17 protein-coding genes and 2 pseudogenes are annotated in these 15,273 nt (G+C 69.0%); 4 read left to right on the top strand and 15 right to left on the bottom strand.

Features of this window, described 5'->3' with window-relative positions:
* Nucleotides 1-134 precede the first annotated feature (134 nt).
* Nucleotides 135-302, top strand: a pseudogene (locus ACIHCQ_RS39720) (4-carboxy-4-hydroxy-2-oxoadipate aldolase/oxaloacetate decarboxylase); the annotation flags it as partial.
* 926 nt (nucleotides 303-1,228) lie between these two features.
* Here the strand turns inward: ACIHCQ_RS39720 and ACIHCQ_RS39715 are convergent.
* The 5 genes and pseudogenes from ACIHCQ_RS39715 to ACIHCQ_RS39695 form a co-directional block, all read right to left on the bottom strand.
* Nucleotides 1,229-1,636: pseudogene (locus tag ACIHCQ_RS39715) on the bottom strand (repressor LexA); the annotation flags it as partial.
* A gap of 127 nt (nucleotides 1,637-1,763) precedes the next feature.
* The gene (locus ACIHCQ_RS39710) at nucleotides 1,764-2,012 is read right to left on the bottom strand and encodes a hypothetical protein (protein WP_399673671.1); all 249 of its coding nucleotides are present in this window, start codon (nucleotides 2,010-2,012) and stop codon (nucleotides 1,764-1,766) included.
* A gap of 216 nt (nucleotides 2,013-2,228) precedes the next feature.
* Complete coding sequence (locus tag ACIHCQ_RS39705; RefSeq protein WP_399673669.1) at nucleotides 2,229-2,627, bottom strand: hypothetical protein; 399 nt, start codon at nucleotides 2,625-2,627, stop codon at nucleotides 2,229-2,231.
* Between the two features lie 11 nt (nucleotides 2,628-2,638).
* Nucleotides 2,639-3,037 carry a hypothetical protein gene (locus ACIHCQ_RS39700; protein WP_399673667.1) on the bottom strand — a complete coding sequence of 133 codons (399 nt, stop codon included), beginning with the start codon at nucleotides 3,035-3,037 and terminating at the stop codon, nucleotides 2,639-2,641.
* A 97-nt stretch (nucleotides 3,038-3,134) separates the two neighbouring features.
* Nucleotides 3,135-3,353: a hypothetical protein gene (locus ACIHCQ_RS39695; RefSeq protein WP_399673665.1), complete on the bottom strand. Its 219-nt coding sequence runs from the start codon at nucleotides 3,351-3,353 to the stop codon at nucleotides 3,135-3,137.
* A 611-nt stretch (nucleotides 3,354-3,964) separates the two neighbouring features.
* Here ACIHCQ_RS39695 and ACIHCQ_RS39690 point away from each other — a divergent pair.
* A complete protein-coding gene (locus tag ACIHCQ_RS39690; RefSeq protein ID WP_399673663.1) occupies nucleotides 3,965-4,834 on the top strand; it encodes a methyltransferase domain-containing protein in 870 nt (289 codons plus the stop codon).
* Nucleotides 4,835-5,069: 235 nt separating this feature from the next.
* Here the strand turns inward: ACIHCQ_RS39690 and ACIHCQ_RS39685 are convergent, their stop codons facing one another.
* From ACIHCQ_RS39685 to ACIHCQ_RS39645, 9 genes are all read right to left on the bottom strand, one after another.
* A complete protein-coding gene (locus tag ACIHCQ_RS39685; RefSeq protein ID WP_399673661.1) occupies nucleotides 5,070-5,771 on the bottom strand; it encodes an HAD-IA family hydrolase in 702 nt (233 codons plus the stop codon).
* 42 nt (nucleotides 5,772-5,813) lie between these two features.
* The gene (locus tag ACIHCQ_RS39680) at nucleotides 5,814-7,361 is read right to left on the bottom strand and encodes a glycosyltransferase family 4 protein (protein WP_399673659.1); all 1,548 of its coding nucleotides are present in this window, start codon (nucleotides 7,359-7,361) and stop codon (nucleotides 5,814-5,816) included.
* A 41-nt stretch (nucleotides 7,362-7,402) separates the two neighbouring features.
* Nucleotides 7,403-8,545, bottom strand: coding sequence for a hypothetical protein (locus tag ACIHCQ_RS39675; RefSeq protein ID WP_399673657.1), 1,143 nt, complete (start codon nucleotides 8,543-8,545; stop codon nucleotides 7,403-7,405).
* Nucleotides 8,546-8,610: 65 nt separating this feature from the next.
* Nucleotides 8,611-9,540, bottom strand: a complete 930-nt coding sequence (locus ACIHCQ_RS39670; RefSeq protein ID WP_399673655.1) for a UTP--glucose-1-phosphate uridylyltransferase — start codon at nucleotides 9,538-9,540, stop codon at nucleotides 8,611-8,613.
* Nucleotides 9,541-9,660: 120 nt separating this feature from the next.
* Nucleotides 9,661-10,572 carry a class I SAM-dependent methyltransferase gene (locus ACIHCQ_RS39665; protein ID WP_399673653.1) on the bottom strand — a complete coding sequence of 304 codons (912 nt, stop codon included), beginning with the start codon at nucleotides 10,570-10,572 and terminating at the stop codon, nucleotides 9,661-9,663.
* A 67-nt stretch (nucleotides 10,573-10,639) separates the two neighbouring features.
* Nucleotides 10,640-11,110, bottom strand: a complete 471-nt coding sequence (locus tag ACIHCQ_RS39660; protein WP_399673650.1) for a hypothetical protein — start codon at nucleotides 11,108-11,110, stop codon at nucleotides 10,640-10,642.
* Entirely contained in the window at nucleotides 11,107-11,637 is a 531-nt protein-coding gene (dcd, locus tag ACIHCQ_RS39655; RefSeq protein WP_399673648.1) for a dCTP deaminase, read from the bottom strand. Before dcd ends, ACIHCQ_RS39660 begins: the two co-directional genes overlap by 4 nt.
* A 49-nt stretch (nucleotides 11,638-11,686) precedes the next feature.
* Entirely contained in the window at nucleotides 11,687-12,211 is a 525-nt protein-coding gene (locus ACIHCQ_RS39650; RefSeq protein ID WP_399673646.1) for a dCTP deaminase domain-containing protein, read from the bottom strand.
* On the bottom strand, nucleotides 12,208-12,765 hold the full coding sequence (locus ACIHCQ_RS39645) for a hypothetical protein (protein WP_399673644.1): 558 nt from the start codon (nucleotides 12,763-12,765) through the stop codon (nucleotides 12,208-12,210). Before ACIHCQ_RS39645 ends, ACIHCQ_RS39650 begins: the two co-directional genes overlap by 4 nt.
* Before the next feature lie 240 nt (nucleotides 12,766-13,005).
* Between ACIHCQ_RS39645 and ACIHCQ_RS39640 the strand changes: the two genes are divergently transcribed.
* The gene (locus tag ACIHCQ_RS39640; RefSeq protein WP_399673642.1) at nucleotides 13,006-13,728 is read left to right on the top strand and encodes a helix-turn-helix domain-containing protein; all 723 of its coding nucleotides are present in this window, start codon (nucleotides 13,006-13,008) and stop codon (nucleotides 13,726-13,728) included.
* Nucleotides 13,729-14,102: 374 nt separating this feature from the next.
* Here ACIHCQ_RS39640 and ACIHCQ_RS39635 read toward each other — a convergent pair whose 3' ends face one another.
* A complete protein-coding gene (locus tag ACIHCQ_RS39635) occupies nucleotides 14,103-14,336 on the bottom strand; it encodes a hypothetical protein (RefSeq protein WP_399673640.1) in 234 nt (77 codons plus the stop codon).
* 10 nt (nucleotides 14,337-14,346) lie between these two features.
* On the opposite strand from ACIHCQ_RS39635, the gene ACIHCQ_RS39630 reads away from it, so the two are divergent.
* Nucleotides 14,347-14,940 carry a Ku protein gene (locus ACIHCQ_RS39630; RefSeq protein WP_399673638.1) on the top strand — a complete coding sequence of 198 codons (594 nt, stop codon included), beginning with the start codon at nucleotides 14,347-14,349 and terminating at the stop codon, nucleotides 14,938-14,940.
* Nucleotides 14,941-15,273 lie beyond the last annotated feature (333 nt).

Genomic DNA, 15,273 nt, shown 5'->3' with positions numbered 1-15,273 from the left:
GCCCAGGGGTTCCAGTTCGAGCCGCACCAGCCACAGGTCTGCGAGGTTCACCCCCGACCTGCTGCTTGACATCACACCCGTGTTCGACGTCGAGACCAAGGCGATGGGTTGCATGACCGCGCAGGACCACATGGTCCGAGCTGACGGCAATGGGCTTCCCTGCCTGTGCGCGAGGGGTCTCGGCGCAGGGCACGGTGAAGGCCGGCCCCGGCCCGGTGAACGCGCCCGCCGTGGTCGCCGGCACCACCGTCCGACGCGGTGACGTGATCGTGGCCGACGACGACGGAGTGCTGTGCGTTCCCCTGCAACTCTTCCTCCAGCGCGGTGGCTGGAGTGATCTTCGCTCATGTGACCGTCTCGTTCGGTGCGACCGCCCTTGCCGTCCGAAAACGGCTTCAAGATGGTCATGGCCATCGCCTCCGGCTCGGCTCTCCTCTCGCTCACCATCGCGGCCTTCCTCCCACGCCGACGAGTGCCCGCCGCCACAGGCACGACAGCGGCCCTCACCTCCGAAAAGACAGTCTCCGAATCGAAGTCATGACCCCCGAGCCGACCGACGGTGACCGCCTGACCGTCACCCAGCTCGCGGCCCAGGCCCCGAACGATGCACGTGCACACCGGCCACGGCCTCAGGGCGACCGCCACAACGACTGGGCTATGCGGCCGCCTTCTTGCGTGCGCACAGCCCGGATGCTCCATTCTCTGAGCTACGAAGGCGGGGAACTGTCGGACAGTGGAGCGGCTGAAGGGTTGTGCGATCGACGCCTCGCCAACCTGCGGCGCTGACCACCAACGCCCTGGTCATGGCCATCGGCAGCCGCTCCCCGAGCCCGGTCAGCACCCTTTCCCACTCCGAACACGGCGTGCAGTTCGGGTCATGGGCATTCACCGAACGCGCCCGCGCCTCCAGCCTGTTGCCCTCAATAGGCTCCATCGGGGACTGCGTGGACGACGCGATGACGCCGTCTTCTGGGCCCGGGTCCAGGTCGGATTACGCAACGCCGACGGTGGCGGACACGGAGTTGTCCACCGCCCCTTCGAATACCTCGAGATCTTCCACAACCGACAGCGCAGGCACTCGGCGCTGGGCATGCTCAGTCCGGTGGAGTACGAACTCCGCACGCCACCGGCAGCGTGAAGCCAAGCGACCCGACTCCACCCAACTCGGGGCACTCCCGAGACGAGACGAATCTCAGCACAGCGCAACACGCTGGGAGTTGACACAGAACTGGCGCGGAAGCGGATAGATGTCCTCGACCGCTTCCTCGGCGAGGATCGGAGCCCCGGCGGCGATCCGGCCCACGAGCGGAACGTATGCCACGGCCGGGCCGGCATCTGCCAGCGGTTCGGGGAATTCCGCAGCCCATGGAGTGCGGACGCAGTAGGCGCGCGGCCGGTGCGGATCACGGTAGAGGACGCCCTTGCGTTCCAGGGCCATGAGCTGGTGCGCGACCGACGAGGTACTGGCCAGCTTGTCCGCCTGACCGATCTCCCGCATCGACGGTGGGTAGCCCTGACGGGTGACTTCCCGTTCGATGAAGGTGACGATGGCCGCCTGGCGGTCGGTGAGCCCCTCGGGGTTGGTACGGACGCCATGCGGCCGCCCAGGCCGACCTGCGGCTTCTGCTGCGTACATATGGTGCTCCCCCTGACGGGATCTTGCGTGGGCTGGACAGTAACCCGCCAACCACCACATAGGGAACACCATTTCGATAGCGGAGCTGGACGCACCTGGCCTGTAGGTGAGCGCCGGTCCGGCTCTTTCAGGTGATGGTGACGCGCAGGACGTACGGCTCGCCGGTGCTGATCGCTTCGGCCTGCTCGCGCAGGTCGGCGTGTGTGAACTCCAGCAGGGCCTGGTCTGCGGACCGGCGCAGCAGCGGCAGGATCTCGGCCGTGGGCCGGCCGCGGTGTGTCTCGGCGAGCTCGGCGAAGGCCCGCTGGTACGGGGCGCCGTACGTGTCCGCGCTGTCGGCCAGCAGATGCTGCCTGCTCACATTGATCTCGCCCATGGCCCGCTCCCGTGCCTGCAGGGGCCCGGCCGGTCCAGGCCCTCACCCACGACGCTACGAGCCGGGTCTGACATCGAGGCCGCGCACGGCTGGCTACGCGCCCGGTCAGGGGCGGACGACCGTCAGGCCGACCGCATCCGCGGCCCAGCCCGCCGCCACCGCGCAGAGCACCGGAAGCACCAGCAAGGCCATACCCATCGCCGACGGAAACCTCCCTCACTCGCGCACCACTTCACGCGGCGCGAACGCCTTGCCCGTCGCGGCCTTCGTGTGCGTCGTCGACACCGGAGTGGCGACGCTCAGAGCCACCAAGGCCACCTCACGCCAGCGCAGCCGTTGGTCCCCGTGCACCGGGAGGGTCCACGACGACACCCAGCCCCGGAACGGCAGCAGCGCCAGGGCGAGACCGCACAGGAAGCCGACACACGCTGCGAGCGTGCCGGGCCAGGGCTCTTGCGCCACGTACCGAATGAGAAGCGCCACCACGACGATCGCCGGAACCGGGATCAGCAGCGGTATCGGCCACTCACGTCGGTCCGGGAGCCAGCGCAACAGCAGGCAGGAGAGCACGATCTCGGGGATCAGGACAGCAACGACCCACAAAGTCAAGGGCATGGGACGCTCCGTCAGATATCGAGGAGTGTGCCGAGCGCGGCGGCCGTCAAGAGGGTGACGGCGAAGCAGGTGCCCAGGAAGACCATGACGTGCTTGGGCGTCGCGCGCTCCATCGTTCCGCCGGCGCGGACCAGGGCCACCTGGCGTCGGATGTACTTGGTGAAGATGGCCATGGCCATCAGCAGGCCCAGCATTGTGACGGTGTAGAGCTGCAGCGCCGTCTGCACACCCTCGCCCCGCATCGCGGTGTCCCCGACCGCCGAAAGGCCGCCGGCCAAGCCGGGGGCTGTCGCGAGGTACACCTTCCACTTCCTCGTCGTCGCCCAGAACTGCATGACCGCGCCGAGCACGATGGCCACCGCGGCAGCCGCGATCCACCAACCAGTGGTGGAGGACCAGAAACTGAACACGGAAGACTCCCTAGGTGCTGCGGAACCGCGTGGATGGGGCAAGCCTGCGACTCGCCCCGTCCACGCGTCTGCGCGTCTGCGCGTCTGCGCGGGCTGCTTACCAGGTGAAGATGCCGATCACGGTAGTCGTGACGTCGTAGCCCAAGTCCACGATCTTCTCACCGATGACCCTCTCGTCGATGCCTGCTCTGCGGAGCATGCTCCGCGTCAGCTTCGACTTGCCGATGAAGCTTCCGCCGAGCACGAAGAGGCCGAGAGCGGAATGGAACTCCTTGCTGTCCCAGCCGTATCCCCAGCACGCCAGGCCAGCACTCACTCCTTGCAGGCCTCAGGAGGTGAGTCCCGCCCCCCAAACGATCGGACCCGCGATCGGCGCGGCCGGCGGGAACAGCGCCACGAGGCCGGCGAACGAGGCGAAAACGCCGGCACCGGTGCTCCAGTGGCCGACCGCCGACGACCAGTCCTTGAGGTCCGTGATGTCCTCGGGCCAGGCGCCGAACCACTTGGTGTCAAATGACGCGGGCCCCTGTCAGACCTGTTGGGCCTAACAGGTCTGGCAGGGGCCCATCATTCGAAGAGGTCGAAAACCGTGACGGGTGGGACAGGAGTGGCGACGCCGAGGGGAGGGTGCTGTGGCGCCGGGCAGCACGCCAAGCCATTGTGGTCAATGTCTGGAAGGGTGGGCGGGTGAGCTGGCAGTTGCCTATCGTGATGAACAGTGAGGCGGTGTGGCTGCCAGGTTCGGAGGGACTGTGATGGCTGGGGACGATCGGCAGTCGGGAGACGGACAGGTGGGCGGGCCGTACTCCAGCCCAGGGGATCCGGGTAACCCCATGCCGGAGCCTGACGATTCTCCTGAGGAAGACTGAGGAAGACCGCCCGATGGTGGTGACCGCGAGGAGCTTGAGAGAGCGCTGTGCTCAGGAGATGAGCCGGAACCCGCGTGGGTTCGCTGATTGTTCGTGGCTGCGTGAGGCATTTCTGGACGTGCCACGAGAGCACTTCGTGCCGGACAAGGTGTGGTGGCCGGCTCCGGGCGAGGACGGTCGCTACCCGTTGATCGACCGGGCGGAAAAGCCGTGGGCCTGGCTGAAGGCGGCTTATCGGCCCGGGGCCGCGCTGATCACGCAAATCGATGACGGCGCCGTGTCTGCCACCGGCCCGGCGAAGGGGGCGTTCACCTCCAGCATCTCCTCGCCCGGTGTCATCGTCGAACTGATCCGGCACCTGGACCCTGAGCCCGGTGACAGCATCCTTGAGATAGGCACGGGGACCGGCTACACGACGGCGTTACTCGTCTGCCGCAGCGGATCCGCCAAAGTGATCACGGTGGAGATCGACGCCGGGCTCGCTGCTCGTGCGCGAGCCTGCTTGCGTGCTCTGGGGATGGATCCTCACGTCGTCACGGGGGACGGTGAGCGCGGACACGCCGACGGCGCCCCCTACGACCGGATCTTGAGTACTGCATCGGTTCGGCAGGTCCCGGCCGCGTGGCTGCGCCAGCTCAGGCCGGGCGGGGTGCTCGTCGCTCCGCTGGACAGTCCCTTCGGGTGTGACCTGATGGTGCGCTTCGTCGGGGACGGACGTGGCCGGGCCGTGGGGATCCCCGTGGCACAGGTGGAATTCATGCGGGTGCGCAGTCAGCGCGTGCCTCGCTCCTACGAGGAACTGGGGTGGCCTGCTCAGGTGAACAGCATGCCGTGGACGGGTCTTCGGATTGCAGCCGATGCAACAGGCCAGCGCGTCACGGCCGGGGCCGCGCTCGGCGGAGCGTGCGGTTGGCAGGGCCGGGTGTAGGAGTCTGCCCGACATGCGCAGCCGTTGGACGGCGGGTGCGAGGGTGTGCCGAGTGCGGACGCGTGGTGCGCGGATCCTCTGCCGTTCTCTCATCAACGCACTTTCAGACCCCGCCTCACCGCAGCGTCGCTGACCTGGGTCACCGCCGTTGGCGAAGCTGGGGACTGTCGACAGATACCGCGAAGACGAAATACCCCGCGACACCGTCGGCTGCACCAATTTCGAGGTACGGGTCTCAACAGCCGTGCTGGCTCGGGAGCCGCCGCAAGGCCAATGGCCGCCGCTCGTCGCGGTGTGGGCGGCGGGCTCCACTGGCCTCGTGGCGGATGGCCACCGGCAGGCCGTAGCGGCGCAGGTGGGCGGCGAATTGGGGTGCTCCGGTGAACAGTTGGGCTTGCATGCCGACGGATTGTGCGGCCTGGACGAAGGTGGGTTCGTCGTCGAAGTAGGCCAGGGCGTGGGTGGGGATGCCCATGTGGTCGGCGGCGGCCCGGAAGGCGTGGGGGGATGGTTTGTCGACGCCGAGGTGTGCCGAGGGGAAGACGTGATCGAATTCGATGCGGTGGTGTTGCAGGTCGGTGTGGAGGGCGTCGGTGCAGTTGGACAGGACGCCGACGGGCAGGTGTCGGCGTAGCTGGGTGAGCAGGTCGGTCATTTCGGGATCGGCTTCGCCGCGGTCGGCCCGCCAGGGGCCGAGGGCGTCGCGGATGGCGGGGCCGTAGTCGTTGGCCAGGCGTTCGGTGACGTCGTCGGCCCATTGCTGGTCGGTGAGGATGCCGACGCGGGCCAGGCGGTAGGCGGGGTGGTGGTAGGCGTAGCGGGCGATGGTGCCGTGGGGCAGGCCGGCGAGTTGTTCGCTGGTGTGGGCGCCGGTGTTGTGCCAGTGCCGGAAGAGGCCGTTCATGTCGAGGAGTACGCCGTCGATGCTGGCGGGCATGGGCGTGGCCTTTCGGTGGGAGGGCGTGGCCTGGCGCGGTGGTTAACGCTGGTGGAGGTTGTCGTAGATGGCGAGGTAGCGGTCGGCGGTGCGGGTCCAGCTGTAGGTGTTCTGGATGTGGGCGCGGCCGTTGGCGCTGCGGCGTTTTCGCTCATGGGCGTTGAGGACGGCGGCCACGAGGGTGTCGGCGAGGTCGTCGGCGTTGTCGGGGGCGACGAGCCAGCCGGTGGCGTTGGGGCCGGTGGGGATGATGGTGCGGGCGGGTCCGCCGGTGGCGGTGGCGATGGGTGGGGTGCCGCAGGCCATGGCTTCCAGGTAGACCATGCCGAAGGGCTCATCGACGGCTGGGGCAATCATGAGGTCGGCGCAGTTCAGTCCGGTGGGCAGTTCGTCGTGGCCGCGCCAGCCGGCGAAGAACACGTCGTCGCCGATGCCGAGTTCGGCGGCGAGTGCGGCGGGGTGGGCGCCTTCGCATTCGCCGGGGTAGCCGCCCCACATGAGCAGGACGGGGGCGGGGTCGAGGCGGGTGCGGGCGGCGGCGAAGGCGTGCAGCAGCACGGGGATGCGCTTGAAGTGGAGGAAGCGGCCGACCCACAGCAACAGGGGCCGCAGGCGGCCCTGGCGGTCGTGGAGGCGGCGCAGGTCGGCGTCGGTGTAGTGGATGCTGCCCGGCACGCCGTCTGGGCCCCAGCCGTGGGGGTCGGTGAGGAGCCAGTGGCGCAGGTGCCGCAGGCGGTCGGCGGGGGCGAGTGGCTGGGGCTGGAAGGTGTGGGTGTCGACGCCGTTGGCGATGACGGGGGGCTCGTTGTCGAGGTGGAGCAGGCGCTGGGCGAGGTGCTGGTCGTGCTTCGAGACGACGACGATCTGTCCGGCGTGGGCGGCGGCTTGGCGCAGGCGGGTGAGCCAGTAGCGGGAGTGGGCCCATTTCTGCCAGGCGGTGGCCGTGAGCAGTTGGGTGTCGTCGTGGTCGAGGTCGGCGGTCTTTGCCAGGCGGATCGCTTCGGTGGTGCGGTGCGGGTTGTCGGAATGCAGGAGGCGGGCGAGGTCGCGCAGGGAGGTGCCGGTGCGTTGGGCGAGGCGCAGGCGGCGGTCCATCGCGTCGATGAGTTTGAGTTCGGTGCCGTGCAGGGTGGTGACCCGCGGGGTAGCGGGGTAGGCCGTGTGGGCGCTGGTCTGCAGGTGGCTGAGGTGGTGCAGGTGCAGAAGGCCGGGATCGGCGCTGCGGTGGGCGGCCAGGTGCCGGGTCCAGGCGCGGGTGAGCTGGTCGGCGTCCTGGGGCGGGACGGCGCTGAACAGCGGGTCTGGGCAGTCTCCCCGGTCTTCGTAGGAGGGGTGGAAGGGCAGCGCGGCGCGTTGGGGGTTTTGGCCGCGGGTGAAGGCGGTGAAGGCGTCGTTGTAGTCGTAGGGACGCAGGTCCAGGCCCTGGTAGAAGCTGGGGGCGTGCGAGGGCTCCCCGGCGCTGCCGAGGGAACCTGCGTGCAGGCGGGTGCTCCAGCCGCGGGCGCCCAGTTCGCGCAGGAGGTAGCGGATGACTTGGGCGCTGCCGCCGCGCGGCCAGAACAGCACGGCGGTGTCCATGGTGAGTGACATGACAATCCCCCTGGGGTCAGTGGTCGGTGGCAGGCAGGGTTCTACGGGCGCGGCGGGTCGATGATCAGGGGCTGTGCGCCGGAGAGGCGGCCGGGCCAGTAGCGCTCGGCCGGGTCCTGGGGCGAGCGGACGGTGACGGCGAGGACCTGGGCGAGGTTGTGGCGGTCGCGCAGCGGCACCGGCCGGCCAAGGACCACGGTGCGGGTGTCGCGGTTGAGCGTGTACGGCAGGTTCGGGTGGCCGATCTTGGTGAGGTACTGGTCGATGTCGATCTCAGTCACCGCACGTCGCTCGGGCACGGCGCGCCGGCAGCGGTCGCGCTGCACCGTGGGGCAGCGGTTGGCGTCCAGGCAGGTGGGGGTGTTCCAGACGCCGGCCCGGTCGGCGCGGCCGAGCAGGTAGGCCAGGGCGCAGCTGTTGGTCTGGAAGACCGGGTGGCCGGCGTAGCGGTCGGGCAGGTGGTGCAGCCAGTCCCAGGTGGCCCGTGGCCACAGGGAGTCGGCGGCCTGCGGGTCCAGGTGCGGGTCGGCCAGTTGCGGCCACAGGGCGGCGATCTGGTCCCGCGCGGTGGGTTTGACCTTGGTTCCCACCGCGACGGTGCAGGCCGCGTACCGGGACGCCCAGTCCATGACGTGCTCGATGACGTCGGGGCTGCTGTTCTGGGGGAGGGCGGGCCTCCAGTAGTGGACTACGGGGATGCGGGCGTGGTGGAGGCGGGGGAAGTTGGCGCGCAGCGCCTGGTGGTCGATGCCCCGCTCGATGTCCGGGCCAAGACCGGAGTAGCTGAGGTAGACGATGACCGGCAGGCCCGCGTCCCGGTTGCGGCTGATGCAGGCGACCACGGTGTCGGGAATGGGGCATTTGGTGATCAGGCACACCGGGTTACGGATGTCCGAGGCGCTGAGGGCGTCGAGCAGGGCCATCAGGTGGGCGCGGGTGGTGGGCGTGGCCAGGGCGTCGGTGCAGGTGTAGAGGGCCAGCACCAGGTCGGGATGGTAGTAGGGGCTGGCCAGGAGCTGGTTCAGCGTGTCCGTGGGGGTGGCCAGGACGGTCGGCTTGGTACGGGTGAGGCCCAGGTCCTGCAGGTAGCAGTAGGTGCAGCCTTTGGGGCAGCCCTGGACAGGGTTGACCGCGAGCCAGGTGTCGTGCTGGTCGATGACGGGTTCGAAGACGCGCGTGGGCATGGAGTCTCTCCCCTTGGGGCCGGCCGCTCGCCGGACCGGGCGGCCCAAAAGGAGGGAGCGGCGGATCAGGTCATATGGGTGTCGCTACCGGGGCCAAGGTGGTCGGCGTCGAGGTCGCGGGTGAGCTTGCGCAGGATCGGCCCGTACTCGGGGTGGGCCAGGGCGGAGGCGAACTGGGCGATCAGGTAGTCGGCCGGGTTGCCGGTGTCGTACCAGCGGCCCTGGATGACCTGCCCGTACACGGCGCGGCCGGTCGCGTATTCGTTGATAGCGTCGGTGAGGTAGATCTCGCCGGTGCGGTCCTTGTACCAGCGCTGGGTCTGCTCGCGCAGCACGTCGATGATGCCTGGGGTGATGACGTAGCCGCCGATCGCCGCGTACGCGGAGGGGGCGTCCTGCGGTTTGGGTTTCTCGACCAGGCCGGTGATCCGCAGCAGACCGTCGTCCAGGTCCTCCTTGACCACGGGCACGCCGTAGCGCGAAGAGTCGGCCGGGTTCAGCGGCATCAGGGCAAGGACCGGAGAATTGGTGGCCTCGTAGGCGCGGATCAGCTGCTGGGCACGGGGCACTGGGGCCACGAACACATCGTCGGGCCACAGCACCAGCATCGGCTCGTCGCCGAAGTTTCGGGCGGCGTTGAGGACCGGGGTGCCGTTGCCGTAGGGGCCGTGCTGGTCGAGATAGGTGATGTGCCCGTGCCGGGAGAGCTCTCCGACCTCTTCCACAGCGTCGGCGAAGGCGCTCTTGCCATCGGCGCGCAGCTGCTCGACCAGGGCGGGGTTGGGCCGGAAGTGGTCCTGGATCAGGGACTTGCCGCCGGAGACGACGATGGTGATGTCCGTGATGCCCGATGCCACCAGCTCGCGCACGGTGTGCTCGATGACCGGCTGGTCGCCGACGGGCAGCATCTCCTTGGGGATCGCCTTCGTCAGCGGCAACAGGCGGGAGCCCAGGCCGGCTGCGGGGATCACTGCCCTGCGGATCGTCGGGGGCATCAGGTCTCTCTCGGTCGAGCGGCACGCCGCGCCGGCCGGCACAGCACGGTCCGACGCTACCAACGCGCCGGGCCGCACCTGTGCCATGACCGGCCTGCCGCTCTGCCCTGTCGCTCACCTTCACCGGCACAGGAAGGAGCCGGTGTACTTCGTCACCGCGAAGTACCCGTTCCTGTCGATCTCCTGCTGGACCTGGGTGCGGACGCGCTCGCGCAGCTCGCGGAAGAAGTCCTCGTCCAGGCGAGGGTCCGGCTCGGAGGAAGCGCAGCAGTGGTTGTGGCCGACCTCGTAGAACCGCATGAACGGCCCGGGGTCAGAGAAGCGCAGCTGGTCCTGCCAGGCGACGGTCTCCACGCGCTCGAATTGGCCCTGGAGCTGGGGAGTGCCGTTCGCGAGCGACAGGCGTCCCTTGGGGGTCGCCTTGAACAGGTCCTGGGGCGCGCCCATCGCCTCCATGGCCGTGAAGTGGACCTGGTACATCTCCAGCATGCTGTCGGTGCGGTCGGTAGTGAGCTGGAAGATCCCTCCGGGGCGCAGAACCCGGCGGACCTCGGCGAAGCACCGGTCCAAATCGGGCACGTAATGGATCATGTAGTTGGCCATGACGCGGTCGAAGGTGTCCTCGCCGAGCATGGACAGGTCATCCGCGCTGCCCTCGATCCACCGGCACGGGGTGGCGATGCCGTGCAGACGCTGCTGAGCGGCGGCCAGGACGGCCGGGGCGATGTCGAGTCCGGTGATGCTGCCGCCGGCGAGGTGGGGCCGCAGGTCCTCCAGAATGAAGCCGTTACCGCAGCCCAGGTCCAGCAAGTCCTCGGTGCCGGTGAGGGCGAGGTTGTCGAGCATGTGCGCAAGCATCGACTTCGGGTTGGTGCGAAAGGCGTTGTGGACCCACTGCTTGACGTCGAGCATCCGCGTGTCGTTGAAGAACAGGTCGCGGGCCGTTTCGGCCGAGAACTCGAAGTGCTCCTCGGGGATGATCTCCTTGGCCAGGGCATCCAGGCCGGGGGTGCGGAAGTCCGTCTGAGTCATGTTCATCTCTCCATAGCGATAGGCGGTGCGCAGCGGCCGGGCAGGCACTTGCCCGGGCCCGGGGTGGTCAGGAGCGGGTGGGAGCGGTGGGCCACTTGGTGCCCACGTACTTGTGCGGGAGCAGGTCGGCCATCGGCGCCAGCCTGGCCTCAGGGCCGTCGTGGACGACGGCGCGCAGGGCGGGGGCGTGATCGAGCAGCAGCTCCCGGCACAGGCCACACGGTGGGACGATGCGGGCTTGGGCGGTTTCGGTGGGCTTGGGGTAGCGGACGGCGGCCACCGCAATGAGCGGGGCGCTGGTGGCCAGGCGGGCCGCGGACAGGGCGCCGGCCTCGGCGCAGACCGCCGCCCGGCCGACCATGGCGTCGACATGCAGGCCCAGATGGATACCGCCGTTGCCATCCAGGATCGCGGCGGCGATCTGGTGGCGCGCCAAGACGTAGCGGCTGCTGATTGCGGCGAACGCGGCGGCGACCACGGTGCGGGCGGCCTGGTCGGGGCAGTGCGATGCCGGGTCGGCCACCAGGCGGCCGGTCACCGCTCCGCCCCCGCGGCGTCGCGGTGGATCTGGGAGGGCTGGGGGCCGGTCGAGCCCTGGTACTTGCCGTCGTACAGCGTGACCTTTCCTTGTGTGCGCCAGAACGTCACCTGCGCCAGCCGGTCACCGCGGTGCACGCGCAGTGGCTGGACCGCGTGCAGCTGGAAGGTGGTCTGGCCGATCGAGCCGATGTCGATCAGGTCGGCGGTGACGTGGACGAACAGGCCCAGGCGTGCGGCGCCGGACCGTGAGCGGATGACCGGCACCAGGTGGTTGCTGCCCAGGACCTCGACGCTGGAGCCGAGATAGATGCGGTCCGGCTCAAGTACGAAGCCGTCGTCGGGAATCGGCACCTGGACATACGGATTCTCCCGGCGGGTGTCCAGGACGGGGTCGGTGTAGTGGACCAGTGTGGGGCCGAGCGCGAGGTCGTAGGAGTTCGGTTGGATGTGTCCGGGGTCGAACGGGTCCAGGACCAGCCGCTTACTCTCGCGTTCACGTGCGATCTGCGATCCGGTCAGGATCACGGCAGCCTCCCTCTCTGAAGCGGTGGATGCGGTGGGCGCGGTGGGATGGTCAGGAAGTGGAGGCCAGCAGACCGGGCGGGGGGAGGGTGGCTTCGTTGATCCGCCCGAAGTGCCCCTCGTAGGCGCGGGCAGCTCCGGCCGTGGTCCAGAAGGTCACCTGGCCGACGACCATGTCCGCGTAGACGCGGGTGGGCTGGACGACCTTGATCTCCAGCGTCCAGCGGTGGCAGGCCCCGACATTGCCCAGGTCGGCGCTGTACTGCAGGAACATCCCCAGACGCCCCAGCGAGGACCGGCCGATCAGCGACGGCACGAACCGGGTGCTGCCGATCTCCTCCACCGTGGTGCCCAGATACACCCGGCCGGGCTGAAGGACCGCGCCGCCGGCCGGGATGGCGAACTCGTCCAGCTCGTGCACGCCATGCGTGTCGATCACTGCGGCACGGTGGGTTTTCAGCACGGGCCCGAGCCGGTAGTTGTAGGAGACCGGGTTGAGCTGAGCGGCAGTGAACGGCTCGATCGTCAGCGCGCCCCGCTCGCGCTGCAGCGTGATCGCGGTGCCGGTCAGCATCATGTGAGGATCTCCGCGGCGATCTGCGCCGCCCGCTCCCGCAGGTCGTTCAGGCTGCCGATGTTGTCCACGCTCCAGCGCGATGCCGCCGCAACCGGCACCTCGGGGAGGTGGTCCTCGTCTCCCGGAGACAAGTCGCCCCGGGCCCGCTTGCGCGCCATACGAAGGGGCTTGGGCGCGGTGATCTCCACCAGGTCGAAGCCCAGGCCGGTGACCGCTTCCACGTCCGCTGCCCGCAGGTCGTCGCACACCAGCACGGCCTGCGGTTTGATCTGCTCGGCCTGCCGCACCCGCCGAGTGAACACTTCGGTGAGCGCGTCCGGGTTGATCCGCCGCAGATGGGAGCCCAGCGTGTTCAACAACTGGCCGTCCTGATCACCACCATCCAGCAAAGGACGCCCGGCCATCGCGTACACGATGGCCTGCAACTCATACAGGGGAGCCCCCAGCTTGAGCCTCAGCGCGTGGGCGCCGGCCGCCGTCACCTCCTGTGCGAGCAGGGTGGCGAACGTGCTCTTGCCGGCCCCTGGACTGCCATGCAGCGCGACCTTGGGCATAACCAGTCCTCCTTCGAACGGCTCCGGACAGGCCCGTGGGATCCCGGCGCCTCATGGCCCGTGACCACCATGCTGGCCACGCACACGGCTCATGGGCAGGTATCGGCTGTCCGCACTTGTCCGCAAAACGACGAACGCCGCCTGCGCCGACGTCTGGGGGTGTGTGCTGGTTACAGCAGCGCGGGCCTGTCCGCAGCAGCCGCGGACAAGGGGACAAGCGCACGGGCCGTGGAGGTAGTGATGCCAGAAGCCGGCGAGGAGACCTTCGCCGCGGAACTGCGGCGATTAAGAGGGAGCCTGACGCTGCGTGAACTCGCACGCCGGGCTTCCTGCGGCAAGAGCACGATCCATGACCTCGAACGAGAGCGACGATTCCCGACACCTCTGATCGCCAGGGGGCTGGACAACGTACTCGGTGCGGGCGGCAGACTGGTGTCCTTGGCCGATGCCCAACGACAGCGCTTGAGCGGGGAGGCAGCCGCAACGGCTCCGGACGGCGCCGCGGACACCCTCTTCCAGGAATGGGACGACGTGTGGCGCAGGGACTTTCTCAAAACCACCGGCGCTGTTGGCGCCGCCATGGTCGCGAACCTCGGCGCGGGCAGTACCGCCGCCGACGGCCGGGAGTTGATGGATGCCCATATCGCGCTGAGAGCCGCCCACGGCCGTCTGGACAACCTGCGCGGAGCAAGTGCCGTCTACGCACAGGCCGTCGACCACCACCAGCAGATCCTCGCCTGGCACGCGAGCGCGAAAAGCCCGGCCGAGCGGCAGCAGATCGCGGCACTGGCAGCCGACACCGGCGGCTTCGTCGGATTCCTGACCTACGACCTGGGCATGTCCGAGAACGCCGCCGCACACTACCGCGACGCCGCCGCCCACGCCCGGCAAGCCAGCGACCTGTCCTCCTGCACCTACCTGATCGGGCAGATGAGCCGCATCCTCGCCGACCAGGGCCACTAACGCCGCGCCCACACCCTCTCCGAAGCTGCCCTTGGCCTGTGCGGCACCAAGGTCCACCCCGCCGTACGGTCCTGGCTGCACGCCGTACGCGCCCACCACCACGCCTGCCTGGGCCACGCCCGCCCCTCGCAGAGCGACCTCAGCACCGCCTGGAGCCTGCTGGAGCGCGCCGATGACGGCGAGAAACCCCCCTACATCGGCTACCTGGGCCCTGCCGAACTGGGGAAATGGGTCGGCCACGCCATGGTCGGCCTCGTCCAGCGGAACACGTCCTTCCTCAGCACGGGCAGGAGCGCACTCGATGAAGCCCGCGCCGCCTGGCCGGCCGCGATGGTCCGTGGCTCAGCCGAGATGCTGACCGCCAGCGCTCGCATCTACGCGGCCTGCGGCGACCGGGATACGGCAGCCGACCTGGCCACGCGCTCCATCACCATCGCCACAGCAACAGGATCAGCCAGGAACCTGCGTGCAGCCCTCTCTGCCCAAGCCCTGTGGACCTGAAGGCCGACGTCGGTGTCGATCCACGCGGTGTCGTCCCAGGCGAGGGGATTGATGTTTTCCAGCCACGACCCTGTTGTGTAGAGCATCGACCCGCTCAGCATCGGCAAGGCGTACTACTTGGCCGCCCATGGAGCTGTTGCCGCCAGGCCCTATTCGTTGATCGTCAAGGCGCTGCAGCGCAATGCGAAAGCCGCGATCGCCCGGTACTCGCTCCGCGACCGTGAGCGGCTGGGGCTCCTGCGGGTGAAAGACGGCGTTCTTGTTCTCCACCAGCTCTTGGCGGCCGACGAGATCCGCTCGCCCTCCGTCGTCGCTCCGCCGCAAGGGAGTGTTCCCGACGACGAGCTCCAGAGCGCGCTGGAACTGACCGACGCCCTGACCGCCGACGACCTGAGCGGCCTCACCGACCACTACACCGAGGCGCTTGAGGAGGTCATCCACGCCAAGCTCGAAGGCAAGCGACCTGCCCCGGCAACACAGGGACAGGCACCACAAGCGCCGGTGTTCGACTTGATGGCCGCGCTGAACGAGTCCGTGAAAGCAGCGCGAGCAGCACGCGGGGAGACCGGTGAGCACGCCACCGTCCACGAGATGCCCAGGAAACGGGTCGCGAAGAAGACCACCGCCGCCACGCAAAAGCCCGCCCCGGCAACGAAGCAGCCCACCGGCAAGAAATCGACGGGCAGGCGGAAGCCGCACAAGGGCGCTTGACCAGAGTTGATCGCGCAGACGTGGGGGTCTCGCGCGTTGCTTAGTGCGTTGTGGCAAAGGGAGTCCCTGTTCGATGAGCAGGGGCTTCTTCGTGTGCGGGGCATGATCGCGACGGGGTAGGGGCAGGCAGCGGACGGCTTGTTGTGGGTCGAGGAGGGTGCGATGCCGTCGGTGCTGGGGTTGATGGAACGGCGTGAGGCGCGGGCGAGGCAGGAGCTGGAGTCCTGGACGGAGGTTCTGGAGCAGGCTCAGGCGGAGGTGGATGCCGCGCGGGAGCGGGTCGAGCGGGCCCGGGTGGGGCGTGAAGAGCTCGTGTCGGTGCTGGCCGAGGAG

The sequence above is a fragment of the Streptomyces sp. NPDC052236 genome (genome assembly GCF_044548015.1).
Taxonomy (GTDB): Bacteria; Actinomycetota; Actinomycetes; order Streptomycetales; family Streptomycetaceae; genus Streptomyces.
Note: the sequence above shows the minus strand (reverse complement) of the source record. Positions and strands in the feature narration are given on the sequence as shown.